We start from the raw sequence: 25,695 nt of genomic DNA, 5'->3' as shown, positions 1-25,695 counted from the left end.
CAGCGGTGGATCTCGGGCTGGCGGGCAAGAAGGCACTCGTGACAGGGGGCACGCGGGGCGTGGGCCGCGGCATCGCGCTCGCGCTGGCACGCAGCGGCGTCGACGTGATCACCTGCCACCGCCAGGACCGTGAGGCCGCCGCCTCGCTGGAGCGCGCGCTGGGGGAGACCGGCGGCACCCACCGCGTGCTGCGGGCCGACCTCGCCGATCCGGCCGGGATCGCCCGCCTGCACCGGGAATGCGCCCGCCGGTTCGACCGCCTGGACCTGGTGGTCAACAACGCCGCCGTCATCGACGCCGTCCCGTACGCCGAACTGGCACCGGAACACTGGCGGCACACCCTCGCGGTCAACCTCACCGCCGTCCACCTGATCGTCCAGGGCGCCCTGCCGCTGCTCGGCCAGGGCAGTTCGCTCGTCGCCCTGAGCTCCAAGTCCATCGAGACCGGCGTGCCCCGGCGGGTCCACTACACCGCCACGAAGGCAGCGCTGCACGGCCTGCACCGCTCGCTCGCCCGAGAACTGGGCCCACGCGGTATCCGCTGCAACGTCCTGTCCCTCGGCATGGTCCACACCGAGGCGATGGACGCGCTGCCCGACGGGGAGCGCGAGGCGACGATCGAGCGCTACCGGGCGATGAGCCCGCTGGCCAGGCTCGGCACCCCGGACGACGTCGCCGGCGCCGTGCTGTGGCTGGCCAGCGACCTCTCCCGCTATGTGACCGGGGCCGTGATCCCGGTCGACGGCGGCATCGCGGCGTGAGGGGCAGCCGGAACATCCACCCAGTGACAACCAAGCCAGGAGGAACCCGTGGAGATCGGAGTCTGCCTGCCGGCCGGCGTCCCCGGCGCCGACGGAGGCCAGCTCGTCGAGTACGCCCGCCGCGCCGACCAGCTCGGCTTCAGCAGCCTGACCGTCACCGACCGGGTCGTCTACGACTGCTACGACAGCATCGTCGCACTCGCCGCCGCGGCGGCGGCCACCACCCGCGTCAGACTGGTCACCGCCATCCTGCTGCCCGCCGCCCGCCCGGGCACCGCAGTCCTGGCCAAGCAGCTCGCCAGCCTCGACCGGCTCAGCCACGGCCGCCTGGTGGTCGGTCTGGGCTCCGGAATGCGTGAGGACGACTACACCGCGACCGGCGCCGGGTTCGGCGACCGAGGCCGCCGGCTGGACGCGATGATCGAGGAGATGCGCGCCATCTGGCGCGGTGACGGACCGGTCCCCGGGATCGGCCCGCGACCGGTCGCCGACGACATCCCCCTGTGGGGAGGCGGGCACTCCCCGGCCGCGCTGCGGCGCGCCGCAGCACACACCATCGGCTGGATCTCCCCGGGCGGGCCGCCGCAGAGAGTCGCCGGACAGGTCTGCGCGTTCCGTGAGCTGTGGGCCGAACAGGGCCGCAGCGGCACTCCACGGATCGGCCTGAACTGCTACGCGGCACTCGGCCCGCACGCCGCCGAGCAGGCCGAGCCCTACCTGCTCGACTACTACGCCTACATGGGTCCCCTCGCCGGACGCCTGGCGTCCGGGGCCATCACCGAACCGAAGGCACTGCGCGCGGCGGCCGAGGCGTACGACGCGGCCGGCTGCGACGAGTTGTTCGTCCTGCCGGTGACCGCCGACCCGGAGCAGCTCGATCTGATCGCGAAGGCCGTGCTGCACTGACAGGCCACCGCACCGACGCGGCCCGGACGGCGTGCCAGGGGCCCGCGGGAGAGGATTCCATTCCTCCCGCGGGCCCCTGGCACGCCGTCCGGGCGCGTGGCCGCGCTACCTCGGCTTGCGTACGACGACCAGGGTGTCGTAGTCGCCGAGCGGCCGGACCTCCGCCGAGGCGCCGACCTCCGCGGCGTAGCCGGTGATTTCCGACGCCGGGTACTCCGAGCCGCCGTCGGTCACCAGGAGCATGTCCAGGCTGATGACGAGGTTCTCCACATGGTCCGCAGCGTCGTCCAGCATCCGGTCGTAGACCAGCAGCGCCCCGCCGGGACGGACGGCCTCCCACGCCTTCAGGGTGAGGGTGCGGCGGATGTCCGGCGCCCAGTCGTGCAGCACATGGCCGAGGACGAGCACGTCCGCCTCCGGCAGCGGGTCGGTGAAGAAGCTGCCGCCGTGGAAGGCGAGGCGGCCCTCCAGACCGCGTTCGGCGATCAGCTCCTTGGCGAACGGCTCCATCTCCGGCAGGTCGAAGACGATGCCCTTGAGGTGCCCCGCCGCGCCGAGGATCTGGGCGGCCAGGTTGCCGCGGGCCCCGCCGATGTCGGCGACGAGGCCGTGGGCGGCGAAGTCGAACGCCCCGGTCAGCTGATCGCCCAGCACATTGGTCAGGGCGTCCATGCTGCCGATGAACTGACGCAGGATCCCGGGGTTCTTCACAACGGCGTCGAAGTCGCTGCCGGACTGCTGTTTCCCCGTCCGCAGCGCCTCCTCCAGCCGGCCCCACGCCGGGTAGAGGTTGCGGCTGGAGCGGAAGACGAAACCGCCCACGTACTCCTTGGCGCCGCGCACCAGGTGCCGTTCGGCGCCCGGGGCGTTGCGGTAGCGTCCGTCCTCGCGCACCAGCAGCCCGAGCGCGGCCAGCAGGTCGAGGAAATCCGTCAGCCCCCGGCCGTGCAGCTTCAGGACGCGGCGGACGTCCTGCGCCTGGGCCCCGCCCGGGAAGTCGTGCAGGGTGGTGAACAGATCCAGCTCAACGGCGGTCTGTACCGCCCTGGCATCGCAGAACGCATTGCCGAGCCGGAGGATGCCGGCTGAGGTACTGGCATCCGGGGCCGTGCTGGCCATGGGAGCTCCTTTCCGCATCGGTCGCCCGAACCTCCCAACCTCCCTTCGAGCAGGGCTCGCAAAGCGCTGGAGCGGCCCGGCCGGGCACCGGCCGCGCCGGGCCCCGAGCCCTGCGCCACGATCGCTCGAGTCCGCCCTCCTACCCCTGTCATGTAGTGCCGCGGCCCACCTGGCACGGCTCCACGCACTTCATCGACGGAATCGGCGACGAGGGGATACGGATGCACGACGTGAGAGTCCCGGTGCTGATCGTGGGAGGCGGCCCCGTGGGGCTGTCCACCGCACTGTTCAGCCAACGACACGGGGTCGGCACGATGCTTGTGGAGAAGCGGGACGGTACGTCGACGCTGCCGCGTGCCCCGGGTCTGCAGGCGCGGACCCTGGAGATGTTCCGCTCCGCCGGCCTGGGACCGGACATCCGCGCCCTGGAGATCGGGGACTCGCACCCCGACTTCGAGGGCGGCATCATCCAGGCGGAGACCTTCGCCCAGGTCGCTGAGGCGGTCACGGTGGAACGGCCCTCCCTCGACGGACCCTCCATCAGCCCGGAGCGGGTGATGGGCTGCGGCCAGGACCGCTACGAGCGGGTGCTCGCCGAGAAGGCCGGCGCCCTGGGCGCGGACATCCGCTTCGGAACGAAGCTGGTGGAACTGCGCCAGGACCCGGACGGGGTCACGGCCGTCGCCGAGGAACAGCACAGCGGCAGGCGGATCACCGTGCGCGCCGACTACGTGGTCGCGGCGGACGGCACCAACAGCACCGTGCGCGCTCTGCTCGGCGTTCCCCGCCACGGCCGCGGCACGGTGTTCGACGCACTGAGCATCTACTTCCACTCGAACGACCTGGAGATGCTCCTGAAGGACCACCGGTTCATCCTGTTCTACGCCTCGGCCTCCGGGACGCTGACGGGCCTGTCCCGGCTGCACGGGTGCAGCCCCTGGCTCGCCGCACCGCTGTACCACCCGCACCAGGGGGAGAAGCCCGAGGACTTCACCGACGAACGGTGTGCGCAGATCATCCGCACCGCAGCGGGCAGGGCGGACCTGGACGTGGAGATCGTCGCGAAGATCCCCTGGGAGGGGGCCCAGCTGGTGGCCGAGCGCTTTCGCGTCGACCGGGTCTTCCTGGCCGGGGACGCCGCGCACGTGCACCCGCCGGCCGGCGGCTTCGGAGCCAACACCGGCATCCACGACGCGCACAACCTGTCCTGGAAGCTGGCCGCCGTGCTGCAGGGCCGGGGCGGCGCGGCCCTGCTGGACACCTACCACGAGGAGCGGCACGCGGTGGGCAGCGCCATGGCCGCACAGGCCCTGGTGCGCAACCGCATCCGGCACGGCTACGCCACCGACGAGGACAAGCGGTCGATGGTGGACGACATCATCGTCACCCTCGGCTACCGGTACTCCTCCTCGTCCGTCTCGGCGCCGGCCGACCGCCCGGTGCTCACCCCCGAGTTGCGGCTGGAGGGCGAGCCGGGGACCCGGGCCCCGCATGTGTGGCTGGAACGCGACGGCGAGCGGATCTCGACCATCGACCTGTTCTGGGACGACCACGTGCTGCTGACGGACTCCTCACCGGCGGCCCGGCACTGGGCGCAGGCCGCGCGGTCGGTGGCCGACGAGCTGGGCCTGTCGCTGCGCACCCATGTGCTGGGCCCCGACGGGGAACTGGTGCCGCAGGACCGCGACTGGGCACAGGCCTTCGGCGTCCACGAGGGCGGCGCGGTCCTGGTGCGTCCGGACGCCATGGTCGCCTGGCGGTCCCCGCATCCGGCCGGCGACCTGGCGCAGGCCCTGGCGCGGATCCGCACGTCACTGGCGCGCGCCGCGGGTCACGCCCCTGCCCCCGCCGGCCGGTGACACCGCGCCCGCAGCGGACCGCCGGCACCGCCGCACACACGTGAGGGGGGGGCGGGACCTTCAGGTCCCGCCCCCCCTCACGCCCCGCCCTTTCCGTGGTGCTGCCGCCCCGACCCCACCCCCCCTCAGCCCAGCGCGGCCTTCGCCAGCAGGTCCAGCTGAAGCGGATCCGCGGTGCACGGCAGCACGATCAACTCGTCGCAGCCGCTCTCGGCGTAGCCGGCGATGGCCTCGCCCAGCGCCCCGGCGTCCACCAGCACGCCGGAAGCCGCCCGGTCCGCCTTGGCCCCGATGAACGAGTAGTAGCCGCGCAGATAGTCCGCCGCACGCCGCTCGGCATCCTGCCCCAGACAGGCGTACACCAGCGCGACCATCCGCGGCCGGTCGGTCCGGCCCTGCAGCGCCCACTCCTGACGGACCCGCCCCACCAGGTCGGCGTACGCGGTGACGGAGCTGCCGCCGGCGATCCAGCCGGTGCCGTAACGGGCGGCGCGCCGCATCGCGGTGGGCGCGTGCCCTCCGAACAGCAGCGGGATCGTGCCCCGGTGGGGGCGCGGGCCGATCCCGGGTTCGGGTCCGTGTCCCGCCCAGATCTCCCGCATCTCGCCGACCAGGGCGTCCAGCCGGGCACCTCGACCGCCGTAGGCGACACCGGCCGCCCGGTAGTCGTCCTCCCTGCCCCCGGCCGCCAGGCCGAGCACCAGCCGTCCGCCGCTGAGCGCGTCCACGGTGGCCGCCTGCTTGGCCAGCGGCGCGGCGGCACCGCGGCAGGCCGCGATCAGGATGGTGCTGGCCAGCCGGATACGGCTGGTGACCGCCGCCGCCGCGGCGAGCGCGGTCAGCGGCTCGAAGTTGTCGTACACCAGCCGGTCCAGCACGCCGAGGCTCGCGAAGCCGAGTTCCTCGGCCCGCCGCGCCCACTGCGGCAGCGCGGGCGCGTCCTTGTCGGGGACGGTGGTGGGCAGCGCCACCCCGATCTCGATCCCTGCCACCGCCGCTCACACCCCGCCGTCGACGTTCAAGGTCACCCCGCTGATGTAGCGGGAGGTGTCGCCGGCCAGGAACAGCACGGCCCCGGCCACGTCCTGGGGCTGGCAGATCCGGCCGAGCGCGGTCATGCCGACGATGTGTTCCACCGCCTCGGGGGGCAGCCCGGCGCCCGGTTCCGTCTCGGTCAGCCCGGGGGCCACCGTGTTGACGCGGATGGCGCGCGGACCCAGCTCCTTGCACAGCGCGCGTGTCAGACCCACCAGGGCGGCCTTGGCGGCGGTGTAGTGCACACCGCGCACCCGCCCGCGCATCGCCACCGAGGAACCGATGTTGATGATCGACGAGCCGTCGGCCAGGAGCTCCAGCGCCGCCTGGGTGACCAGGTAGGCGCTGGTGAGGTTGTGGTCCAGCACCCGGTGCCACTCGTTCTCGTCCAGGTCGGCGAACCACACCGCGCCGTCCACCCCGACATTGTTGACCAGCACGTCCAGCCCGCCCAACTGCTCGCGGCACTGCGCAAGCGCCGCGGCGACCTGCGCGGAGTCGGTCACGTCGGCACGCAGCAGCGTGTGGTGCGCGCCGATCTCCTTCAACTCGCGTTCCAGGCGCTCGGCGTCCTCGCCGGTCCCGCGCGCCACCACCGCCAGCCGCGCGCCGGCCCGGGCGAAGCCGAGCACGGTGGCCCTGCCGATGCCGCGGGTGCCGCCGGTGACCAGGACCCGTTTGCCCGCCAGTCCCTGTTCCATGATGTGGTCCTCCTTCGCCGCTAGTGGTAAGCGGCCTCGATTCGGTAGACGCCGAACGGCACCGGCAGCCGGCTGTCCCGGTAGGGCCGCAGGGAGGCGGTGGTCTCGCGGTGCGCACCGCCCTGCTCCCACTCCTGGAACGCCGCCAGATCACGCCAGCGGCTGACCACGGCCACGGAGCTGGGGTCGGCGGCAGAGCGCATCAGCTCGTTGCCGAGCAGTCCGGGCACGCCCGCCAGCCGACTGCTGACTTGCCGATACGCCTGCTGGATGGCCGCCCATTCGTCCTCGTCGCGGGCCTGGTGATGGATGATCACCAGCACCTCACCCGGCATCGGACGCCCTCCCCGGGATGTGCGACACCACGCGCATGGTGTCGAAGGTGGCACCGGCCCGGAAGACGTGCAGCCGCTCGCGGTGCGCGACATGCGCCGTGCCGGACTCGAAGGCGCGGAAGCCGCTCTCGTCCACCCAGTCGCTGACGATGTAGTAGGCGCAGGGCGCCGCGGTGCTCCGCGCCAGCCACTGACCCAGGTTGGCGGGATGACCGGTGACGGCCGCGGTGCCCTCGTGCCACTCCCGTTCGAAGGCGTCCTCCGTGCCTGGTCTGATCTCCATGCGCAGCATCACCCGGAAGGTCATCAGGAGATGCCCCCGTCCACGCCGATGGCGGCGCCGGTGACATAGCTGGAGAGGTCACTGGCCAGCCACAGCACGGCCCCGGCCACCTCGTCCGGCCGGCCCAGCCGGCCCAGCGCCGTCTTGCGGCTGTACATCGCCAGGGCCTGCTCGCGCTGCTCGGCCGGCTTGTCGTCGAAGGCCTCGGTCTGGATGACGCCGAGGAGCAGGGTGTTGACGCGGATGCCGCGCGGGCCCAGTTCCTTGCACAACGAGCGCGTCAGGCCCAGTTGCGCGGACTTGGTGGCGGTGTAGTGGGCGCGGTTGGGCACGCCGGCCTCGGCGGCCTTGGAACCGATGTTGACCACCGAGGAACCCTCGCCGAGATGGTCCAGCGCACCCTGGATGATCAGATGAGGGCCGGTGAGGTTGATGTCGATGATGCGTTTCCACTCCTCCACCGGCAGGTCGCCGTACGGGATGTGGCTGATGGCACCGGCGTTGTTGACGATCAGGTCGATGCGGCCGTAGTGCTCCCCGGCCTCCCGGACGAACGCGGTGGCCTGGTCCGCGTCGGCCAGGTCGGCCCGCCGCAGCAGGTGGTCACCGCCGATCTCCTTCAGCTCGTGCTGGAGGCTGTCCGCGAAGGCGCTGTCCTGGCGGTGGTTGGTGGCCACGGACACCCCCGCCCGGGCCAGGGCGAGGACGATGCCGCGGCCGATGCCGCGCACGCCCCCGGTGACGACGGCTTTCTTACCGGACAGGCCAAGGTCGTTCGGTTGCATGGGTCGCTCCTCGAATGGGGTCCGGGCGATGGTCACAGCAAGGTGGCCAGGGCCGTACAGTTGGCGGCCAGCGCGAGGATGGTCAGGGTTCCGCGCAGCCGGTTCCATCGCCCCCAGCGCTCCCGCAGGGCGGGGATGTCCACGTCGTGCGGCAGGTCGGCGGGGTCGACGCTGCGCACCCACCTGTTGGTGGGCACGTTCTGGGTGAGCGAGATCACCAGGGTGGCGGTGCAGAGCAGCGCGGCCAGTGCCAGCAGCCCGGCGGCGACGCCGCGGCGCACATCGGTGGCCAGCAGGACGTCGCCGGCCAGCGCACCCATCAGACAGGCCGGCATCCAGGGGTCGTAGCGCCCGGCGAAGAAGGCATGGGCCTGCACGTACTGGTCCTCCGGCAGCGATGCCAGCAGCGGGAACCCGCCGAGCAGCGTGCCGAGCAGCACGCCGGCCGACAGCCCGTTGAGCAGCAGGACCAGCGGCAGCAGCCAGCTGACCACGACTCACCGCCCGTTCGGGGCACCGGGCTCAGCACCGGCCAGAGCCCGGGCGGCTGCCTCGACCTTTGTCCTGATCAGCTTCATCTGCACCACGGTGTTGCGGTTCAGATAGGCGGTCATGCCCGCGTCGTCGACGGGCGCCTGCGGCTTCATGTGGAAGTCCTGTATCCAGCGCATCCGGACACCGTCCCGCTGCTGGGCGTACTCCCAGCGGATGTTCATGTATTCGAACGGGCCGGTCTCCACGCGCTGCGCCCGCACGACGCGGGTCTCGGGGTCCGGGGTGCGCCGCGAGACCCAGCTCCAGACGTTTCCGTCCTCGTCGGGGTGTGTGGTGAGACGGAAGGTCACCGTCTCCCCGTCCCGGGCGGTGATCTCGGCGGCGGCGTATTCGCTGAACAGCTCCGGCCAGGAGGGGACGTCGTTGGTCATCGACCAGAGGAGGTCCATCGGCGCGTCGATGACGACCGCGTTGTCGGTGTGACCGGCCATGGCATTGCCTTTCTCGTTCGGGGACGGCGGTTGTCGGGACGGCCCGGATCACGTCCAGCGGCCCAGCACCAGCGCGGAGTTGAAGCCGCCGTGCCCACGGGCGAGCACGAGCACGGCACCCAGCGCGATCCGGCGCGGCTCGTCCCGCACCAGGTCGAGGCGGTGGGCGGGGTCGGGGGTGATCGGGGCCGGGGTGTGCGGCAGGACCTGTTCGCGCAGCGAGATCGCGGCGGTGGCCACGTCCAACGGCGCGCCACCGCCGTACAGCCGCCCGGTCAGGACCTTGGGCGCGGTCACGGGCACACCGTACGGACGGAAGACCTCGCCCAGCGCCCGGGCCTCGATCGCGTCCAGCTCGGGTACACCGGCGGCGTCGGCGAACACGGCGTCGATGTCCCGCGGTGCCAGACCGGCGTCCGTCAGGGCACGTTCGATGGTGCGGCGCAGCGCGGGCGGACGGCCGGTCCCCGGCACGGGATCGAACCCCGCGGCGTGACCGAGCACCTGGGCGTAGCCACCGCGGTGCCCGCGGGCCGCGGCGTCCCGCGGATCCTCCAGGGTCAGGATCGCCCCGCCCTCGCCGGGCAGGAAGCCACAGGCGGCCGCGTCGAAGGGCAGGTAGGCGCGGTAGGGATCGGCCACTGTGGACAGCAGGCCGGTGCTCAGCTGCGCGGTCAGGCCGTACGGGCACAGCGACGCGTCGGTGCCGCCGCTGACCACCAGGGCCGCGCCGTCCCGCAGCAGGCGCCGCGCCTGGGCGAGGGCGTCCAGCCCGCCGGCCTGCTCGCAGCAGAGCACCCCGGAGGAGCCGCGCATACCGTGCCGGATGGAGATCTGCCCGCTGGTGGCGGCGTAGAACCAGGCGATCGACTGGTAGGCGCTCACCCAGCCGGAGTCGTGCAGGTAGAGGTTCTCCATCTCGTGCTGGCCGAACGCGGTACCGCCGGAGGAGGACGAGGTCACCACCGCCATGCCGTACTCGGGAAACGCCGCCGGGTCGGCGCCGGCGTCGGCCAGGGCTTCGTCGGCGGCGACCAGGGCGAGGTGGGTCCACCGGTCGGTCTCCTTCGCGACCCGGCCGGGCACCTTCCCGGCGGTCTCGAAGGCGTCCACCTCCCCGGCGAAGCGAACCGGGTAGCCGGACGGATCGAAGTGGCTGATCCGGGCGATGCCGGACTTACCGGCGAGCACCGACTCCCAGTGCCGGCCGGCCCCCAGGCCGGTCGGCGCGGTGATCCCGATCCCCGTGATCAACGGTGCGGTGGCGGCGCTGCTCAACGCGCGCTCCTAACAAGTGGGTAGGCGGTTTCAGGACAACCACGCCGGGGGTTCCCGGACGGGTGCGGCGGGGCCGGCCGTGGCCGCGCGGGCGCCGGACGCATCCCCGCGGGCTCGGCCTCCCAGGACAGGGGGGACGTCTTTCACCGCACGGCGCCGGGACCGGCCAGCACCATCGCGCTCTGGAAGCCGCCGAAGCCGCTGCCGACGCTGAGCACCACGTCCATCCGGTGCTCCCGGGCGACCCGGGGCACGTAGTCCAGGTCGCACTGCGGGTCGGGGGTGAGCAGGTTCGCGGTCGGCGGCACGACCTGGTGTTCCAGGGCCAGGGCGCACGCCGCGACCTCCAGCGAGCCGATGGCGCCCAGCGAGTGCCCGATCATCGACTTGATGGAGCTGACCGGGACGGCCCGGGCGTGCTCGCCGAGGCTCCGTTTGAAGGCGGCGGTCTCGTGCCGGTCGTTCTGCTTGGTCCCCGAGCCGTGGGCGTTGATGTAGTCCACGGCGGTCGCGTCCAGCCGGGCACGCTCCAGTGCGCGGGTGATGGCCTCGGCCATCTCGCGGCCGTCCGGGCGCAGCCCGGTCATGTGGAAGGCGTTGCTGCGGGCCGCGAAGCCGACGATCTCGGCGTAGACATGGGCGCCGCGCCGTTCGGCGGCCCTCTTGTCCTCCAGCACCAGCACGGCGGCGCCCTCACCGAGCACGAAGCCGTCCCGCTCCCGGTCGAAAGGGCGGGAGGCGTGCTCGGGGTCGGCGTTGTTGGAGGTCGTGGCACGGATGGCGTCGAAACAGGCGGAGGTGATGGGGGAGAGCGGAGCCTCGGTGGCGCCCGCGACGACGACATCCGCGCCGCCCTCCTCGATGAGCCGCGCGCCGTGGCCGATGGCGTCCAGGCCGGACGTGCAGCCGGTGGAGATCAGGGCGACGGGACCCTCGGCGCCGACCTCGCGGGCCACCTCGACGGCCAGCGTGCTGGGCGCCATGTAGCCGTACAACTGGGGGACGCCGTAGCGGTGGTCCACCAGCCACTGCCGGCCGCCGTCGCTGAGCACGGCGTACTCCTCCTCCAGGCCCATGGTGCAGCCCACCGCGCTGCCCAGGGACACGGCGACGCGGTCCGGCTCCGTGCCGGGCAGGTCGACGCCGCTGTCGGACAGCGCCTCACGGGCGCAGACCACGGCGAACTGCGCGGCCCGGTCCATGCGGCGCGCTTCGCGGACCGTCAGGCCGTTCGCCACCGGGTCGAAGTCGACCTCGGCGGCGACCTGGGAGCGGAAGGGGGCAGGGTCGAAGAGGGTGATCCGGCGGGTGGCGGTGCGGCCCGCCGCCAGCAACTCCCAGGCGGCCTTGCGGCCGATGCCGCCGGGGGCGACCATCCCGATCCCGGTGATCACCGCCCGCCCGCCGCCGGCGCCCTGAGCGGTCACGGTGTCCCCCCGACCTGCGGCTGCGGCGCCGTCCGGTCCACGGGGTCCTCGGTGTCCACATGGCCCAGCTCGGGCCGTGGCGCCAGCGGGGACAGATGGAAGACACAGCGCGCCCGGCCGGCACCGGTGTTGACCAGCCGGTGCCGCGCGCCGATCGGGACCAGCAGCGAGTCACCGGGCCCCAGGGACACCTTCGTGCCGTCCACCGCGATCTCCAGGGCCCCGGTGACGACGTGCAGGAACTCCTCGGAGTAGGGGTGGTAGTGCTCGGTCACGAACTCGCCCGGCTCCAGGCTGAGGATGCCGCCGAACCCGGAGGTCGAACCGACCGTCACCGGGGAGAGGGTGACCCGGATGTCCCCGCCGCGCCGGCGGTTGGGCCTGGCGTCGGCCTCGTTGACGCGCAGCCGCCGGGCGTCGGTGGGCGCCGTCATCGGATCCGTCCCCCCTCCGGGGTCCACACGTAGAACGGCGAGGCCATGGCGTCCTTGGGCTCCTGCCAGTTCGGGTCGTAGGGCGAGATCCATTCCCCCAGGCCGGTGTTGATGCGCCGGTAGAGGGGATGGCTGCGGGCCCGGTAGAGATTGGGTGAGATGTCCTGGTCCGCCTCGACGAGGTGGAAGTAGAGATCGTGGAAGGAGAACAGGGTCCGCCGCGCCACACCGATCACGTGCGGCAGATCGGTGGAATCCGACTCCTCGAAGACCGTGGCGACGGACTCGGAGTCCTTCGGGTCCATCCGAGCCACGATGAGCGTCCGATGCACCGGCTACCTCCTTGACTGCACGGGTGGGAGCACGGCCGGCGTCACCGGCGGTGCAGGACAGCAGGGTTGGGCAGCAGGCTCGATCCCCCCTCGAAACAAGCTGTACCGCGGCCGCGCTCAGCGGGACTCGAGGACGGCACAACGCCCCGGTGGGATCCTGCGGTCCGTTCCGGTCCACGAAGCCTGGAGGCCGCCATGCCGCTCGCCGCCCTCACCTACGACATCAAGGACGGCTGCGAGGAGGAGCTCAAGGAGATCTTCGGCTCCTTCCGACGCGTCCCCTCGGCGTCCGTGCCCGACCCGGACGGGAAGGAGACGACCCGCATCCTCGCCACCGCGGTCTTCCTGCGCGGCGCCGCACTGGTGCGGGTGATCGAGTACGAGGGAGATCTGGAGGCGGTGGCCCGCCACATGGCCGCACAGCCGGGCGTGCGGGACGTGGAACGCAGGCTGAAGCCGTATCTGACGCGCCCGCGGGACACCGATACCCCGGAGGGCTTCGTGGCGACCTTCACCCGGAGCCTGCTGCCGTGCATCGCCCAGATGTCGACACACGACCGCGCCTGAGCCGGCCGGTGTCGGGACCGGCTGCTTCGAACGCACGAGCCGGCGCCGTCGGACCTGTTCAGCGGCTGAAGGAAAAGACCTGCGAGGCCGGCTTCCTCGCCGGGCGGTTGCTGCACAGCGGCTCCAGGGGATGCGTCCGACGGCCGGCCGCCGACCTCGGCAGGTCCGGGCCCGGACGGAGGCGGACGCCTCCGGTTCCGGCGCGCTCGCCCTCTCCATCCGGCGTTGAGCTGGATTCCAGCAGCTCTGTGGAGCATCTTTTCGATGCGGTCGGCGCGGCTCCGCGATCTGACGGGAATCACGTCACGCGGCATGAGCGACGCCTGTGCGCGCGTTCGGGGGAAGGAGACAGACATGGCGCCAGCGGCCCGCAAGGCCCTCGGCTACCTCGCGGTGACGCCGGCGAGCCGGGCGAGAGTGAGGCTGTTCTGCTTCCCCCACGCGGGGGCGGGCGCGCTCGCCTACGCAGGCTGGCTGCGGGCCTACGGGTTCGCGCCCGACATCAGTGTCGTGCCGGTGCGGCTCCCGGGCCGCGAGAGCCGGCTGCGCCAACCGTGCGTCACCGACCCCGGCCGCCTGCTGGAGGACCTCCACGACGAACTCGCGCCGTTCCTCGACGCTCCCTACGCCTTCTACGGCCACAGCCTCGGGGCGCTCGTCGCCCACGCCTTCGCCGTCCACCACCTCCAACGGGGCGGCGACGCCCCGCAACTGGTCGCCGTGGGCGGCTGCGGCGCGCCACACGTGCGCACCTCCCTCATCGACACCGTCGGCCCCGGTGACGCGGACATCATGCGCTTCCTGCGCCACACCGGGGGCCTCGACGCCCGCGTGGCCGGGCGCCCGCTGTGGCTCCGCTCCCTCCTCGAAGTGATCCGCGGCGACCTGGCGCTGGCCCGTGCCCTGCGGACCGGCCCGCACGGCACCCTGCCCTGCCCGATATTCGCGGTGGCCGGCAGGCAGGACACCATCGCCCCCCGGAGGGCGGTGGAGGCATGGCGCCGCTACACCCACGGGGAATTCGCGACGGCCGAGATCGACGGCGACCATTTCTTCGTCCGCGGCTCCGACCTCCCGCGGCTGCTGCGCAGCACGCTGGCGGGGCTGAACCCGGTGGCCGCTCCCTGACACGAAACGGAGAGGGAACGATGGACATCGAGGTGCTGGGCCTTGTGCGTGACCCGGGCCGGGCGTCCTGGTGGTGCCGGCCGCGATCGAGCGGCGCCGGGCCCGGCGCCGCTCGTCCTGCGCCGCGGCCGGCTGCGGCGGCCGGATCCGCGTCCTCGACCTGCTCCAAGCGAGCTGACCTGCTCGCCACCCCACTCGGACCCAACGGATAGGGAACAGCCATGACCGACTTCACCATCGAAGACTTGCGGGCCAGGCTGCGCGAATGCGCGGGCGACATCGACGGAGCGGACCTGGACGGCGACACCCTGGACACCCCCTTCGTCGAACTGGGCTACGACTCCCTCGCCCTGCTCCAGGTCACCGCTGTGATCAGCAGGGAACGGTCGATCGTCATCGACGACGACGCGGCGATCGAGGCACAGACCCCCCGGATGCTGCTGAAAGTCATCAACTCCGTTCCCCGCCAGAGCGATTGAGGAGGCAACTCATGCCCTATGCCGCCGTCACCTACCGCATCAAACCCGGACACCAGGAGGAGATCGCCGGGCTGTTCGCGCACTTCCGCCGAGTGGACACACCCGACCTGCCCGGCGACGCGCCGGGGGAGAGCACGGGCCGCCTGCTGGGCACCGCCGTGTTCATCAAGGACGACGTGCTGGTACGCGTCATCCACTACGAGGGCGACTTCGCCGCCGTCGGACGGCACATCGGTGCCCAGAAGGGTGTCCACCTGCTGGAGGAGAAGCTGCAGCCCTACCTCGCCGAGGAGCGTGACACCTCGGCACCGGAGAGCTTCGCGGCCTACTTCAAGGACGCCACGATGCGCTGTATCGCCGAGCTGACCGTGGACACGCACCCCGCCGCCCTCAAGGAGTGACCGCGGTGGCTGTCGACCTGCTGCGCGTGCTGAGTCTCCTCGGCAGCGGTCTGACCGCCGGCGTGTTGTTCGCGGTGGCGGTGAGCACGCTGCCGGCCCTCGTCGCCATGGAGCCCGGCACCTACGTCTACGCCCACCAGCTGCTCGGGCGCTACTGGGACCCGCTGATGCCGATCATCGTGCTCTCCACCACCGCCACCGACGCGCTGCTGGCCGGCCTCGGACCGGCCGGCGTCCGTGGCTGGTACGTGGCGGCGGCAGCGGTGCTCCTGGGTGTCTCGGGCATCTCGCACCTGTGCAACGTGCCGCTGAACCGGCAGGTGAAGGCGATCAGGGACCCCGGCCGGCTGCCTGCCGACTGGATGGACCCCCGGCCGCTGTGGCGGCGCTGGCACCTGCTGCGCACCACGCTGGCCGTGGCCGCCCTGCTGGTGAACGCCGGTGCCGCCACCGTGCATTGACGATCCGGTGCTCCGGGCACCCACCGACCGCGCGCGGGTACCGCGCAGCTTCCCGCCGGGGCCGCAGCGGCGTTCCTCCCGCAGTCCGAGAAAGGCAAGGACGCATGTCCACCTGGTTCATCACCGGAACGTCCCGTGGCTTCGGCGCGCAGATCGCCGGGGTCGCGCTGGAAGAGGGCCACAATGTCGTGGCGACCGCCCGCGACCCCGAGCGGATCGCCGCCGGCCTCGGCACGTCCCCGCGGCTGCTCGCCCAGCCGCTCGACGTCACCGACACCACGAGGATCCAGCCCGCCGTCGACGCGGCGGTACAGCGCTTCGGCACCATCGACGTGTTGGTCAACAACGCCGGCCGCGGGCTGCTCGGACCCATGGAGGAGACCACCGAGGAACAGGTCCGCGCCCTGTTCGACCTCAACGTCCTGGCCGTGGTCAACCTCACCCGCGCGGTCCTGCCCGTCATGCGGGCCCAGCGCTCCGGCCGGATCGTCAACATCGGCTCCCGCACAGGGCTCGGCCCCAATGCCGGGTCCTCCGTCTACGACGCGACCAAGCACGCGCTCGAAGGACTCACCGGGGCGCTCGCCCTCGAAGTCGCCCCGCTCGGCATCCAGGTCACCATCGTCGAACCCGGCGTCTTCCGCACCGACTTCCTCGACCCGTCCTCCCTGGAACTGACCCGCGAGACGATCACCGACTACGAGGACGGCCCGGCCGGCCGCGCCTACCGCGAACGGATCGAGCAGAACAACCACGCCCAGCTCGGCGATCCGGTCAAGGGCGCCCGGCTCATCTACGAGGTCGCCACCGCGGACACCATGCCGCCGCGGCTGCCGATGGGCCGGGACGCCGTCGAGGTGATCGAACGGCGTGCCGTCGACGACCCGGCTGCCCTCGCTCCCTGGCGGGACCGGTCGCTGGCCACCGCGCACGACTGACCCCGGCGCCGGGCCCGGGCCCGGGCCCGGGCCGATTGCGTTCCGCGGTTCGGTGTCGGACAGCCGTGACGCGAAGTCCTGTCCGGCAGGGCCCGGTTCCGTCCGGAGCCGGGCCCTGCCGGCGAACCGCTGCCGTCGAACGACGCCCTCCGCCCGGGGCCGGACCGCGTCCCTGGTGCCGTCGGCCGGGCCGGCAGCCCGGACGGCCCGGCGGCCGGCCCGTCCCGGACGAGACGACGGCCGGCCCCGGGGAACAGGCACATCGCCGCCAGGACACGGACCCCGGCCTGCGACGGCGGATCACACGGCCGCCGCTGTACCGGCCCTGACCACGCCCACGCGCTGCCCGGCTGCTCGGCCTCCTGCCTCGTGACGACGCCGGTGGTCCGGGCCGTGGCAGCCACGGTCCTTCTCCCCGGCTGTCTGTGCCTATCCCGACGCCGCCGAGGGAGTGCGGCCGCCGCTGTTCTGCAACGGCGTGCGTGCGCCGGATCCACCCCGCTGGACCTGCGGCTGGAGGTACTCCGTGCTCAGCCGTTCCTGGGCGTAGAGCCGGCACAGCCGGTCGAGCTCGTAGCAGGCGTCGCTGGTCGCGCCGGTCGCGGTGGTGCTCTTCAGGAGACGACAGTCGACCAGCCGGTTCAGCCGGCGCGTCACGTCGTTCGGCGAGACTCCCAGGAGGTCCGCCGCCGTGCCGCCGGAGAAGGGACCGGGCGGCAGCAGGCTGAGCAGCCGCAGGGTGCTGCGGTCGTTCGGTTCGAGGCTCTGGTAACTGCCCTCGTAGCGATCCCGGAGGTCATGTCCGTCATGCTGGAACTCGGCGAGCGGCACGGCGTCGGCTTCGAGCTGGGCCGCGACCTTCCGTATGCTGCACCCGGGAATCGATGCCAGGTTCGCGCCCACCGACCGGATCGCCAGCGGGAGACGGCCGCACAGCTCGACAACGGCCCGTGCCGCCGCCGGCTCGGCAGCGACCCGGTCGGCGCCCACCACCTGGCTGAGCAGGGCCAGCCCCTCGTCCGGGGTCATCGGTCTCAGCTCGGAGACCATGACACCGGAATGACCGTCGGCCGTCCCTCTGCTGCTGATGAGGACCACGGAGTGCGGAGTCGCCGGGATGAGCTGGGCGGCCTGCGCGTACGAGCGCGCGTCGTCCAGGACGATGAGCACCCTGCGCCCGCGGCACCAGGTGCGGAACAGCCGCGAACGGTCCTCGATGCGCTGCGGGATGTCCTGCGGGCGGATCCGGGCCGCGTTGAGGAAACCGTGCAGCACTTCACCGGGATCGGCGGGTTTCGGGGAACTGCCGCGCAGGTCGCCGAAGAACTGCCCGTCCGGGAAGCGGGACTTCTCCAGGTGCGCGGCGTGGACGGTCAGCGTCGTCTTGCCGAGGCCGGCCGCCCCCAGGACCGCGAGCGCGCGGGCGACCGGCCGGCCGTGGGAGTTGTCGACCGCCATGGCAAGCCAACGCCGGATCTGGAACACCAGTTCGACTCGGCCGACGAAGTCGGGGATGTCGGCGGGGAGTTGAGCGGGCACCGGCTCGGGCGTATGCCATCCCCCCAGGGGCTGGTCGGCCCGGTTCACCTTGCGCGGGACCGGCTGCGGCGCGTGACGGGGAGTGCCGGGGGCGGTCGCCAACTGCCGGACAAGAGCTCTCGGCTGCGGACCCGCGGAACGGTCCAACACCGGTGCGGAGCCCGGCCCCGCACCCGGCCCCGCACCCTGTCCCGCCGCGCTCGCGCCCGTGCTGAGCAGGCCCTGGTGGAGCTCCTGGAGCTGGACGGAGGGCTCAAGGCCCAGCTCGTTGATGAGGGTCGTGCGCAGCTGGCGGAAGACGTCCAGGGCGTCGAAGCGCCGGCCGGACAGTTCGAGGGCCGTCATGAGGTCCCGGTGGAAGCCCTCGTGCAGCGGGTAGGTGAGTGCCAACTGCTTGAGTTCGCCGATCAGGTCCTGGTGGCGGCCGAGCCGCATTTCGGCGTCGATGCGCATCTCCAGTGCGCGCAGCCGGATCTCCTCCAGCCGGATGACGTGCCCGGACAGGATCTCACCCGCCCTGACGCCGGTCAGCGCCTGGCCCCGCCAGTGCGCCAGGGCGCGGCTGAGCAGGTCGGCGGCGTGCCGGAAGTCATTGCGCCCCAGCGCCTGTCGGCCCTCCGCCGTCAGGCGTTCGAAGGAGCTGGCGTCGACGGTGTCGTCCGCCACCTCCAGCAGGTATCCGGAGGGCTGGGTGATTAGCTGGGCCAGCCCGGACGGCTCCAGCACGTCCTTGCGGAGTTTGTAGATGTAGGTCTGCAGAGTGGTCATGGCACTGGGCGGTGGGTTGTTCGCCCATAACTCGTCGATGATCTCACTCACTTGCACGACCTGGTTCCGTCTTACCAGGAGTAATGAGATCATTTGCCGGACCTTCGGCGCCGTGGGGGTGATTTCGCGCCCACAGCTGCGAATCATCAACGGTCCAAGAATCGAGAATACCAACATAGCCTCCCCCTAGGGTGCAGGCTGGTCAACTACGTCACTGCGACATGCAGCGTCTTGTCTGGCGGCGCGGCACACGAAAAGGTGCCGCGAGACCACGCACAGCGATTCACCACCGCTGTCCCCGGACATGAGTGATCCCACGCGCCGTCGGCGCCCTAGGGTGGAATCTTCGAGTCGGCGACGACCTTCAACGGACGTTCACTCGACGGCCGCGCTCGTGGGGGCCATCGATTCGGTCCGGAATTGACGCTTTTCTGATGCGCACCTGTCCCACGCACCAGCAACACCCCCGTGTATACCTTGGCTGATCAGATGTGATCGATTCAACAGCTCATGGCTCGATATGGACTCGATTTTTGCTACGCATGTGTATTACTTGAACATGTCAACTACTCCGGGCGGGTCCGTGGTCGGCCCGGAGGATCCAGGGATTTCACCGCCCCCGGATCACTGACCGGGATCTTCCACTTGATTGCGTGCCTGTTCGGTGCGACCGATATCGAGTTCCAGCCCCTCCCAGAGCAGCCTTTCCTTCGCGGTGGGCGGCACGTGCGGCAGCAGCCGCTCCGGATGCCCCGGGGGAGTGGCGGCCGGATCCGGCAGCTGCTCCTCTTGGCTCGTGTCCTGCTCGAGCAGATGCCGGAACGCCGGTGTGCACCCGTTCCACTCCGCGAGGGCGATGAGGCCCTGCTGCAGCGTCTTGGCAAGAGCTGTCAACCACCGGCTGAGCCGCTGACGCATTTCGCCCTCCCCTCCGCACCGCGGCAGGTCGCCCGGCGCGACGGCAGAAAGCGCGGCATCCTCGGCTCCCCGACGGGTGGGGAGGACGCCGACGGACTTCGCCCGCGCCGCGCCGCGCGGCTGCGCGGCGCCCGGCGGAAATCGGCCACTGGGATTCCGGTTGACGCGGTCGCGCGCGCTGCCCTGGAACAAGCCGGTCCCATTCCCGGCCGGCCCCGTGCTGTTGCCGGTGCTGTACTCGACCGTGGCGTCTTGCGGCCGCGTGAACTCCTCCACATGCCGGATTCCCGGCAAAATTCCCAAAGCTCCCCCGAGGGCGAAGAGGATCGATATCCCATGCAAGGCCTCGCACGGGCGCAGTCCGCGCACCCCGGGGTGACCGGAACTCTCACGGTCATGGAAAGGAGACCGAAATCGGTGATACCTGCAGCAGGAAGGCGCGGTCGCCGCACCCGGAAGCCGACATCATCGGCGAATTGCGCACCTGCCGTGACGCTGTTCCTCACCTTCCCGGTACCGGTGCGGTGTCCGTGGAAGCTGCCGGAACGAATCCGGTCATGTGGGTGGGCAGTCGCCTGGACCCCGGCCCGTTTCAGCCAAGGGGCCGGAAATCCGCCACCCGTACCCGCCCCGGTAACGATCACATGGAACGACATGGTGTCACTGTTGGGGTGACCGCTCGAATTCCGGTCAACGCCCCGGGACGTCGAGCGGTCGTGGAGCATGCGTGCAGCGCCCCATGATGGGGTGCCGCGCATGCGGATCCTGTTCACCACCTGGGCCTGGCCCTCCCACCTCTACGCGATGGTCCCGCTCGCCTGGGCATGTCGTGCCTCCGGCCATGACGTGCTCGTCGCGAGCCAACCGCGGCTCACCGACCTCACGCTGCGGACCGGCCTGAACGCGGCACCGGTCGGCCACGACGTCGACGCGGTGGCGGTCTTCCGCGAGATCGCGGGAACGGCCGGTGGCACCCGGGCCTCCGGTACGGGCAGGGGGCCCCGGGTGCTGGGTCTGTTCACCTCCCTCGCGGAGGCCATGGTCGACGACCTGACCGAACTGACCGCCCGCTGGCACGCCGACGCGATCGTGTTCGAGCCGACCACCTTCGCCGGCCCGCTCGCTGCCGCCGCATCCGGCATCCCCGCCGTTCGCCACCTGTACGGGACCGACCTGCTCGGTGCCGCCGGCGACCTCCTGAGCGAGGCACTGGCCCCGCTCTGCCGCAGGGCCGGTGTGAGCGGGGTGAACCCCTTCGGCGTCGCGACGCTGGATCCGTGCCCCGGCGCCCTGCAGGGCGCTACCGGCTCCCCGCGCCTGCCGATGGGCTCCGTCCCCTACAACGGTCCCGGGGTGCTGCCCGCCCTGCCGCCCCGCTCGCAGTCCCCGCGGGTGTGCGTCACCTGGGGCCACACCATGGGCCGCCTCGACCCCGGCTACGACCTCACCGGCGAGATCGTCCGCACCATCGCGGACCTGGACGTGGAGCCGGTCGCCGCGGTGAGCGCGCGGCAGCGGGACACACTGGGCCGGGTCCCGAGGGACGTACGCGTCATGGTGGACACCCCCCTGCACCTGCTGCTCCCGGAATGCGACCTGATGATTGCCCACGGCGGCGCGGGATCGCTGCTCACGGCCCTGCGCTACGACCTCCCGCAACTTCTCCTGCCGCGCCTGCCCGATCACATCCGGCACGCCGGGCGGCTCGCCGAGACCGGGGCCGCTGCGGTGATCCCCGCGACGGAATGGACGAGGGAATCGGTCCGGGAGCGGCTCGGCGAGATGCTGAGGGCCCACCGCTACCGCCAGGCGGCCCAGCGGCTGGGACGTGAGATGCGCGAACAGCCCTCCCCGGCCCAACTCGTGCGACACCTGGAAATCCTGGTCACCCGAGACGACACCGCCCCGTGACCGCTTCGCGCCCCACACACAAGGGACGACGGAATGGACGGGACGCGACGGTATGTGCCAGGCGCCCGCGCGGACGACCGGGGTGCTGCCCTGGCGGCCTCAGGCCCCGGCAAGCGGCGGCATCATCGACTGGCCAGCTTCCTCCTCGAAGACCACCCAGGCGCTGTTCACCGTCGCGGTGCTCCTACCCGCGGCCGGACCTCCTGCCTCCACAACTCGGCCGCGTCGTCGGCGCGTTCGATCGCGCGCCGGGCGGGCCGCTGCCAGCACCGACAGTGCCGCAGCAGCAGCAGCCGGCGCCGCCAGCCTGCACAGGGGAGAGCTCCACCCTGTGCTGCGCTGCCACCCTGACCCGACACCGCACGCATGTCAGCAGATCCGAGAACAGTGCCCAACAAATTTTCGAGGACGTGCGTGGATGCCGTGTCGCCGGGCACAAGGGCTATCGCACCGAGGTCCTGGCGTAATTCGGAGCCAGGACCTACCGGGCAAGGGGAATTCGGGCCGCTGTGAAGCTCATACGCACACGCGTCTGAGTCGCACCTGACGACAGGAAATTGAAATGATTATTCTTGGTCTTATTCTGCTGCTCATCGGCTTGCTCGTCGGCATGGGGCTGCTCACAACGATCGGCGGCATCCTCATTCTGGTGGGCGCCATCCTGTGGATCCTGGGTGCGACCGGCCGCGCGGTCGGTGGACGCAAGCACTTCTTCTGAGTCGGGACGCCTCACCCGATGGCCGCGACGAGTCACTGTCCGTGGCTTCCTCCTCAAGGGGAGGGCCAACATCGTGAGGAGCTGACGGATCGCGCGTTCGAGCTGCCGGTTGCCGCCTCTGGGTGTGTGTTCGCCGTGGCTCGACGTCTGGGATGACTTCGTGGCCGGGGCGAGGCCGGCGTAGGAGGCCAGGGGGCGGCGGTGGTGAAGCCGGTGCCGTCGCGGACGGTGGACGGCGGCATCCCCGCCGCCTCCACCGCCCTGCCGGCCGGGGCCGTCTGGGCCAGGCGCAAGGTCCACGCGAGCGACCGCCTCATTGATGAACGGGCAGATCGTCGAGCTCGACCCACGACATGCCGGAAAGATCGTCACCACCGCCGTCAAGGACACCCACGATCGCGCAACTGGTCCAGGCCGACGAGGGCACCGTCCGTGACGTGATCCACCACTTCAACGAGTGCCGCCGCCCTTTCCCCACTGCCCGGACATCAGTCATCAGCGAGCCGAAGACCGTGCGCGCTCCGGAGTCCGGCTACCGCCTCTCCATCGCCCGGTGGGACCTGTCCCTCCCCGCCCGGGGCCGCCCACCCGCTCCCGCACCCGCTCCGGACCGGCAACCCCAGGCTGATCCCGGCCGGTTCCCTGCGGAGCGGCCCGGCCCGATCCACCAGCTCGATCCGCGGCTCGATCGTCCACGTCAGCACGTGCGTCGTCCATGTCCCCGCCGCCGCGGAACCTACGGAATGGCCAGCCCCGTCGCCCGAGGAACCCGGAGACCGGCCCCGACGGACGATCACCGACGCCGGGCGGCACGGCGGTGCCCTGCACCCGCACGGGACCGCAAGCACAGAAGACCGCCCTGACAGGCACGGCCTGGGCCAGGACCTGCTCACAACTCAGGCCGGCGGGGGCGGTGATGGCGCGCAGGCGGCGGCTGGGCTCGGCGGTCAGCCGATGGGCGCGCAGGGCTCCGGTGCTCAAGACGCCGGCGGTGGTGAGAGATGAATCCGGCGACGGCCATACGTACGGGCACGCCATGCACATGGGCGTAACAGTCCTTGTGACACCGGTGACAGGACCACGACAAAAAAGTCTGCAACTGTCAGCAGGTCTGCCTGGTCTGACTGTGCGTGGACGGCGATGACCGGCCGTCCCGTCATGGAACCACTAGGGGGAGCATCATGAAGTCGATCCGCCGCAAGACAGCCACCGCCGGAGCCCTTGCCGTTTTGGCCCTGGGCGGCACGCTCGCCGCGACCACGCCGGCCTCGGCCGCCACTGCCGGCGCGTACAACGGGGCGTGCGGCACGGGGTACGAGGTCTTCATGGAGACTCCGGTCAATTCCTCGCAGACCACCGTGGCCGCGACCACGTACGTGGCCTACAGCGCGGCAGATGAGCAGTGGTGCGCCGTTACGGTGCGCAACAAGCCCGGCGCCCGCGTCTTCATGGAGGTCACCCTGGACACCTGGCCGGCCAGCACCACCCCGGCCAGGGACGCCGGCTCCTACACGACCTTCGCCGGCCCCGTCTACAAGGACCTCCCCCATGCCGGCCAGTGCATGGCCTGGAGCGGCGCGATCGACATCTACTACAACTCCGACGTTGGCCTGTGCCCCTGACCCAACGACAGTTGGCGTGGCCGACCACCAAATCGGCCACGCCGGCACTCATCCGTACATGCGGCGAGCGACAACCCGCCGACACCAGGACCGAGCCGAACGGACCCGGTCCAGTTGCCGGGGCGCCTTGGAGCACAGGCTGTCGGCCCATGCGGGAACAGGGTGGATGTGGATGTCACCGAGTGCGAGGCGGATCGACCCCCGGTGCCGGCCGGGCCCGGCCGGGCCTGCTCCTTCCTTCCCTGCGGTCGCAGCCGGAGTGCCCAGCGGACAACTGCAGCGCAGTTGTGCCGCCGTACTGTCGGGACCAGGTTGTCTTCGCACCCTTGCCGCCCCTGCCGGTAGGCGCCCTTCGAAGACCAGGACCCCGGCCGCCGCGCCTGCAGTCGAGCCCCCGGAGACAGCCCACCGGGGGCTCACGCAGGCACAGAACCACAAGATCACACACTGACAGAGCACCGCCGAGCCGGTGATGAACTCGGACTCGCTCACGAGCGCCGAGGCGGTAACCGTCCACTACCACGCCACCGAGGGCCGCTCCTGGCTCCTCGCGCCGGACGGCACCGGCGCCTGGCCCGCACCCCTCACGGACGACGCCGCGTCCCCCTCCGCGTCTGCTTGGACCCTCAGCGGGCGGGAGGCCGTCCCCGTCTGCGACGGTGACCGGGTCCGTCAGGTGTGGGAGAGGGCGAAGGAGACCAGGAAGCCGCTGACCGTGATCAGCCCGATGGCCAGGTGGGCGTCCTCGAACGCCTCGGGGATCATCGTGTCGGCGACCATCGCGAGGATCGCTCCGGCCGCCACCGCGGTCACGGCGGCGATCACGGCGGGGGAGAAACCGCCGACCACGGTGTAGCCGAGGACCGCCGAGAGAGTGCTCGCCGCGGCGATGGCACCCCACACCCCGAAGACGTACGCCTTGCTGCGGCCTGCCTTCTTCATCCCCGCCGAGCTGGACAGCCCTTCGGGAACGTTGCTGATGAACACCGCCGCCACGGTCACCAGACTCACTGCCCCGCCGTCGAGCAGGCTCACGCCGATGACCGCCGACTCCGGAACGCCGTCGAGCAGGGCACCGAAGGCCAGCGCGAGTCCCGAACCGTTCTGCTGGTCCTCGGAGGGCTGTCTCTGGTCCTGGTGGTGGCCGGAGCGCTTGCGGTGGCGGGCGCCGCGGTGGGCCAGCCACATGTTGCCCGCCGTGTAGGCCACGGCGCCGGCCAGCGTGCCGATGACCGCCGGCGCCAGTCCCGCCTGCTCGTAGGCTTCCCCGACCAGCTCGAAGCTGACCGCCGACAGCAGCACGCCGGCTCCGAAGGCCATCACTGCCGCGATCACCTTCTGCGGCACCCGCAGCCCGAAACCCGCCACTGCCCCGAGGAGCAGCGCAGAACCTGCCACCAGCCCCCACAGACCCGCCTGAACCACTTCTGTCATGAGCCTATGGGTACCCGGCGCCGATCAGGTCATCAGCCGGTGGCGCCAAAAGCCCTCCTCATGATTCTGCACACAGATGCTTCCACCCCGTCTCCTGCCGCGGGCGCGGTGGCTACCGGCCGGGGTGGACGGCCTGGACGCCGGTGCCTGCATACGCCTTGGGGGTGAGGGTGAGCAGGCACCGCCCGGTGGGGTGGGCGGGGGAGGGGCGGGCGGCGTGGATGGCGTGGACGGCGGCCCAGGAGTGCCCGAAGCGCAGCAGTTCGGTGGCGGTGACCGTCACCTGCCAGGCGCTGCGCGAGATCATCACGGACCGCGCAGCCCGGCGCTTCGTCGTCGTTCTCGACTGCTGCCAGGGACGGCGTGGGATCCCGGGCGCAAAAGGGCTGATGGCCGGGGGCGTGCTCCGTGCGGGTGGGTCCGGCGTGCGCTGGGGGAGGGACCGTTCGTCGGTGAGCTGCGATTCCCCTCCAACTGGTGGTTTGCCCGAGAAAGTTGGCAATGCGTATGAAGGGCGTGGATAGCGTTGTGTGTGTCGCTGTCCGGGGAGTCGGCGGCATCCTGGTGGAG

Annotated in this window: 28 protein-coding genes and 1 pseudogene; 12 read left to right on the top strand and 17 right to left on the bottom strand. The window is 71.6% G+C overall.

The features are described 5' to 3' along the window. Window positions 1-5: 5 nt before the first annotated feature. Together QFZ75_RS40455 and QFZ75_RS40450 are read left to right on the top strand one after the other, a co-directional pair. Window positions 6-761 carry an SDR family NAD(P)-dependent oxidoreductase gene (locus QFZ75_RS40455; protein WP_307545733.1) on the top strand — a complete coding sequence of 252 codons (756 nt, stop codon included), beginning with the start codon at window positions 6-8 and terminating at the stop codon, window positions 759-761. Between the two features lie 48 nt (window positions 762-809). Then, a complete protein-coding gene (locus QFZ75_RS40450) occupies window positions 810-1,667 on the top strand; it encodes an LLM class flavin-dependent oxidoreductase (protein WP_307545731.1) in 858 nt (285 codons plus the stop codon). 105 nt (window positions 1,668-1,772) lie between these two features. Here the strand turns inward: QFZ75_RS40450 and QFZ75_RS40445 are convergent, their stop codons facing one another. Next, window positions 1,773-2,786 carry a methyltransferase gene (locus QFZ75_RS40445; RefSeq protein ID WP_307545729.1) on the bottom strand — a complete coding sequence of 338 codons (1,014 nt, stop codon included), beginning with the start codon at window positions 2,784-2,786 and terminating at the stop codon, window positions 1,773-1,775. A gap of 221 nt (window positions 2,787-3,007) precedes the next feature. On the opposite strand from QFZ75_RS40445, the gene QFZ75_RS40440 reads away from it, so the two are divergent. Beyond that, the gene (locus QFZ75_RS40440) at window positions 3,008-4,645 is read left to right on the top strand and encodes an FAD-dependent monooxygenase (RefSeq protein WP_307545727.1); all 1,638 of its coding nucleotides are present in this window, start codon (window positions 3,008-3,010) and stop codon (window positions 4,643-4,645) included. Window positions 4,646-4,770: 125 nt separating this feature from the next. Here the strand turns inward: QFZ75_RS40440 and QFZ75_RS40435 are convergent, their stop codons facing one another. From QFZ75_RS40435 to QFZ75_RS40385, 11 genes are all read right to left on the bottom strand, one after another. Beyond that, on the bottom strand, window positions 4,771-5,637 hold the full coding sequence (locus QFZ75_RS40435) for an LLM class flavin-dependent oxidoreductase (protein ID WP_307545726.1): 867 nt from the start codon (window positions 5,635-5,637) through the stop codon (window positions 4,771-4,773). A 6-nt stretch (window positions 5,638-5,643) separates the two neighbouring features. Beyond that, entirely contained in the window at window positions 5,644-6,381 is a 738-nt protein-coding gene (locus QFZ75_RS40430; protein ID WP_307545724.1) for an SDR family NAD(P)-dependent oxidoreductase, read from the bottom strand. A 20-nt stretch (window positions 6,382-6,401) separates the two neighbouring features. Continuing rightward, entirely contained in the window at window positions 6,402-6,698 is a 297-nt protein-coding gene (locus QFZ75_RS40425) for an antibiotic biosynthesis monooxygenase (protein WP_307545722.1), read from the bottom strand. 7 nt (window positions 6,699-6,705) lie between these two features. Beyond that, window positions 6,706-7,023 carry an antibiotic biosynthesis monooxygenase gene (locus tag QFZ75_RS40420; RefSeq protein ID WP_307545720.1) on the bottom strand — a complete coding sequence of 106 codons (318 nt, stop codon included), beginning with the start codon at window positions 7,021-7,023 and terminating at the stop codon, window positions 6,706-6,708. After that, entirely contained in the window at window positions 7,023-7,784 is a 762-nt protein-coding gene (locus tag QFZ75_RS40415) for an SDR family NAD(P)-dependent oxidoreductase (protein WP_307545718.1), read from the bottom strand. The genes QFZ75_RS40420 and QFZ75_RS40415 overlap by 1 nt, the downstream gene beginning before the upstream one ends. A gap of 32 nt (window positions 7,785-7,816) precedes the next feature. Beyond that, on the bottom strand, window positions 7,817-8,278 hold the full coding sequence (locus tag QFZ75_RS40410; protein WP_307545716.1) for an anthrone oxygenase family protein: 462 nt from the start codon (window positions 8,276-8,278) through the stop codon (window positions 7,817-7,819). Window positions 8,279-8,281: 3 nt separating this feature from the next. Beyond that, window positions 8,282-8,770, bottom strand: a complete 489-nt coding sequence (locus QFZ75_RS40405; protein WP_307545714.1) for an SRPBCC family protein — start codon at window positions 8,768-8,770, stop codon at window positions 8,282-8,284. 48 nt (window positions 8,771-8,818) lie between these two features. Next, a complete protein-coding gene (locus tag QFZ75_RS40400; protein WP_307545712.1) occupies window positions 8,819-10,048 on the bottom strand; it encodes a ketosynthase chain-length factor in 1,230 nt (409 codons plus the stop codon). A 143-nt stretch (window positions 10,049-10,191) separates the two neighbouring features. Then, window positions 10,192-11,475 (bottom strand): beta-ketoacyl synthase, encoded by a 1,284-nt coding sequence (locus QFZ75_RS40395; RefSeq protein WP_307545710.1) that lies wholly within the window; start codon window positions 11,473-11,475, stop codon window positions 10,192-10,194. Next, window positions 11,472-11,909 (bottom strand): cupin domain-containing protein, encoded by a 438-nt coding sequence (locus tag QFZ75_RS40390; protein ID WP_307545708.1) that lies wholly within the window; start codon window positions 11,907-11,909, stop codon window positions 11,472-11,474. The genes QFZ75_RS40395 and QFZ75_RS40390 overlap by 4 nt, the downstream gene beginning before the upstream one ends. Further along, window positions 11,906-12,241, bottom strand: a complete 336-nt coding sequence (locus tag QFZ75_RS40385) for a TcmI family type II polyketide cyclase (RefSeq protein ID WP_307545707.1) — start codon at window positions 12,239-12,241, stop codon at window positions 11,906-11,908. Before QFZ75_RS40385 ends, QFZ75_RS40390 begins: the two co-directional genes overlap by 4 nt. 195 nt (window positions 12,242-12,436) lie before the next feature. Between QFZ75_RS40385 and QFZ75_RS40380 the strand changes: the two genes are divergently transcribed. The 6 genes from QFZ75_RS40380 to QFZ75_RS40355 all read left to right on the top strand — a co-directional run bounded on the left by QFZ75_RS40380 (window position 12,437) and on the right by QFZ75_RS40355 (window position 16,215). After that, window positions 12,437-12,808, top strand: a complete 372-nt coding sequence (locus tag QFZ75_RS40380; RefSeq protein WP_307545705.1) for a SchA/CurD-like domain-containing protein — start codon at window positions 12,437-12,439, stop codon at window positions 12,806-12,808. Between the two features lie 354 nt (window positions 12,809-13,162). After that, window positions 13,163-13,936 (top strand): thioesterase II family protein, encoded by a 774-nt coding sequence (locus QFZ75_RS40375; protein WP_307545703.1) that lies wholly within the window; start codon window positions 13,163-13,165, stop codon window positions 13,934-13,936. 221 nt (window positions 13,937-14,157) lie between these two features. Further along, window positions 14,158-14,415 (top strand): acyl carrier protein, encoded by a 258-nt coding sequence (locus QFZ75_RS40370; RefSeq protein WP_307545701.1) that lies wholly within the window; start codon window positions 14,158-14,160, stop codon window positions 14,413-14,415. Window positions 14,416-14,426: 11 nt separating this feature from the next. After that, window positions 14,427-14,816, top strand: a complete 390-nt coding sequence (locus QFZ75_RS40365; RefSeq protein WP_307545700.1) for a SchA/CurD-like domain-containing protein — start codon at window positions 14,427-14,429, stop codon at window positions 14,814-14,816. Between the two features lie 5 nt (window positions 14,817-14,821). Continuing rightward, window positions 14,822-15,277, top strand: a complete 456-nt coding sequence (locus QFZ75_RS40360) for a DUF1772 domain-containing protein (protein ID WP_307545699.1) — start codon at window positions 14,822-14,824, stop codon at window positions 15,275-15,277. Window positions 15,278-15,381: 104 nt separating this feature from the next. Beyond that, complete coding sequence (locus QFZ75_RS40355; protein ID WP_307545697.1) at window positions 15,382-16,215, top strand: SDR family NAD(P)-dependent oxidoreductase; 834 nt, start codon at window positions 15,382-15,384, stop codon at window positions 16,213-16,215. A gap of 429 nt (window positions 16,216-16,644) precedes the next feature. Here the strand turns inward: QFZ75_RS40355 and QFZ75_RS40350 are convergent, their stop codons facing one another. Both QFZ75_RS40350 and QFZ75_RS40345 read right to left on the bottom strand, forming a co-directional pair. Beyond that, window positions 16,645-18,669, bottom strand: a complete 2,025-nt coding sequence (locus QFZ75_RS40350; protein ID WP_307545939.1) for an AfsR/SARP family transcriptional regulator — start codon at window positions 18,667-18,669, stop codon at window positions 16,645-16,647. A gap of 477 nt (window positions 18,670-19,146) precedes the next feature. Next, the gene (locus tag QFZ75_RS40345) at window positions 19,147-19,716 is read right to left on the bottom strand and encodes a DUF6059 family protein (protein WP_307545695.1); all 570 of its coding nucleotides are present in this window, start codon (window positions 19,714-19,716) and stop codon (window positions 19,147-19,149) included. A 480-nt stretch (window positions 19,717-20,196) separates the two neighbouring features. Here QFZ75_RS40345 and QFZ75_RS40340 point away from each other — a divergent pair, with 480 nt between their 5' ends. Together QFZ75_RS40340 and QFZ75_RS40335 are read left to right on the top strand one after the other, a co-directional pair. Continuing rightward, window positions 20,197-21,351: a glycosyltransferase gene (locus QFZ75_RS40340; protein ID WP_307545692.1), complete on the top strand. Its 1,155-nt coding sequence runs from the start codon at window positions 20,197-20,199 to the stop codon at window positions 21,349-21,351. 562 nt (window positions 21,352-21,913) lie between these two features. Further along, entirely contained in the window at window positions 21,914-22,069 is a 156-nt protein-coding gene (locus QFZ75_RS40335; protein WP_189594521.1) for a hypothetical protein, read from the top strand. An 87-nt stretch (window positions 22,070-22,156) separates the two neighbouring features. Here QFZ75_RS40335 and QFZ75_RS40330 read toward each other — a convergent pair. Further along, window positions 22,157-22,299: pseudogene (locus QFZ75_RS40330) on the bottom strand (transposase); the annotation flags it as partial. A 951-nt stretch (window positions 22,300-23,250) separates the two neighbouring features. Here QFZ75_RS40330 and QFZ75_RS40325 point away from each other — a divergent pair. Further along, complete coding sequence (locus QFZ75_RS40325) at window positions 23,251-23,691, top strand: hypothetical protein (protein ID WP_307545689.1); 441 nt, start codon at window positions 23,251-23,253, stop codon at window positions 23,689-23,691. A 672-nt stretch (window positions 23,692-24,363) separates the two neighbouring features. On the opposite strand, the gene QFZ75_RS40320 is transcribed toward QFZ75_RS40325, so the two are convergent. Both QFZ75_RS40320 and QFZ75_RS40315 read right to left on the bottom strand, forming a co-directional pair. After that, the gene (locus QFZ75_RS40320) at window positions 24,364-25,125 is read right to left on the bottom strand and encodes a ZIP family metal transporter (RefSeq protein ID WP_307545687.1); all 762 of its coding nucleotides are present in this window, start codon (window positions 25,123-25,125) and stop codon (window positions 24,364-24,366) included. A 112-nt stretch (window positions 25,126-25,237) separates the two neighbouring features. Then, window positions 25,238-25,432, bottom strand: a complete 195-nt coding sequence (locus tag QFZ75_RS40315) for a hypothetical protein (protein ID WP_307545685.1) — start codon at window positions 25,430-25,432, stop codon at window positions 25,238-25,240. Window positions 25,433-25,695: the final 263 nt, after the last annotated feature.

The organism is Streptomyces sp. V3I8 (genome assembly GCF_030817535.1).
Lineage (GTDB): Bacteria > Actinomycetota > Actinomycetes > Streptomycetales > Streptomycetaceae > Streptomyces.
The sequence above is the reverse complement of the archived record's forward strand: the minus strand, read 5'-3'. Positions and strand labels throughout refer to the sequence as shown.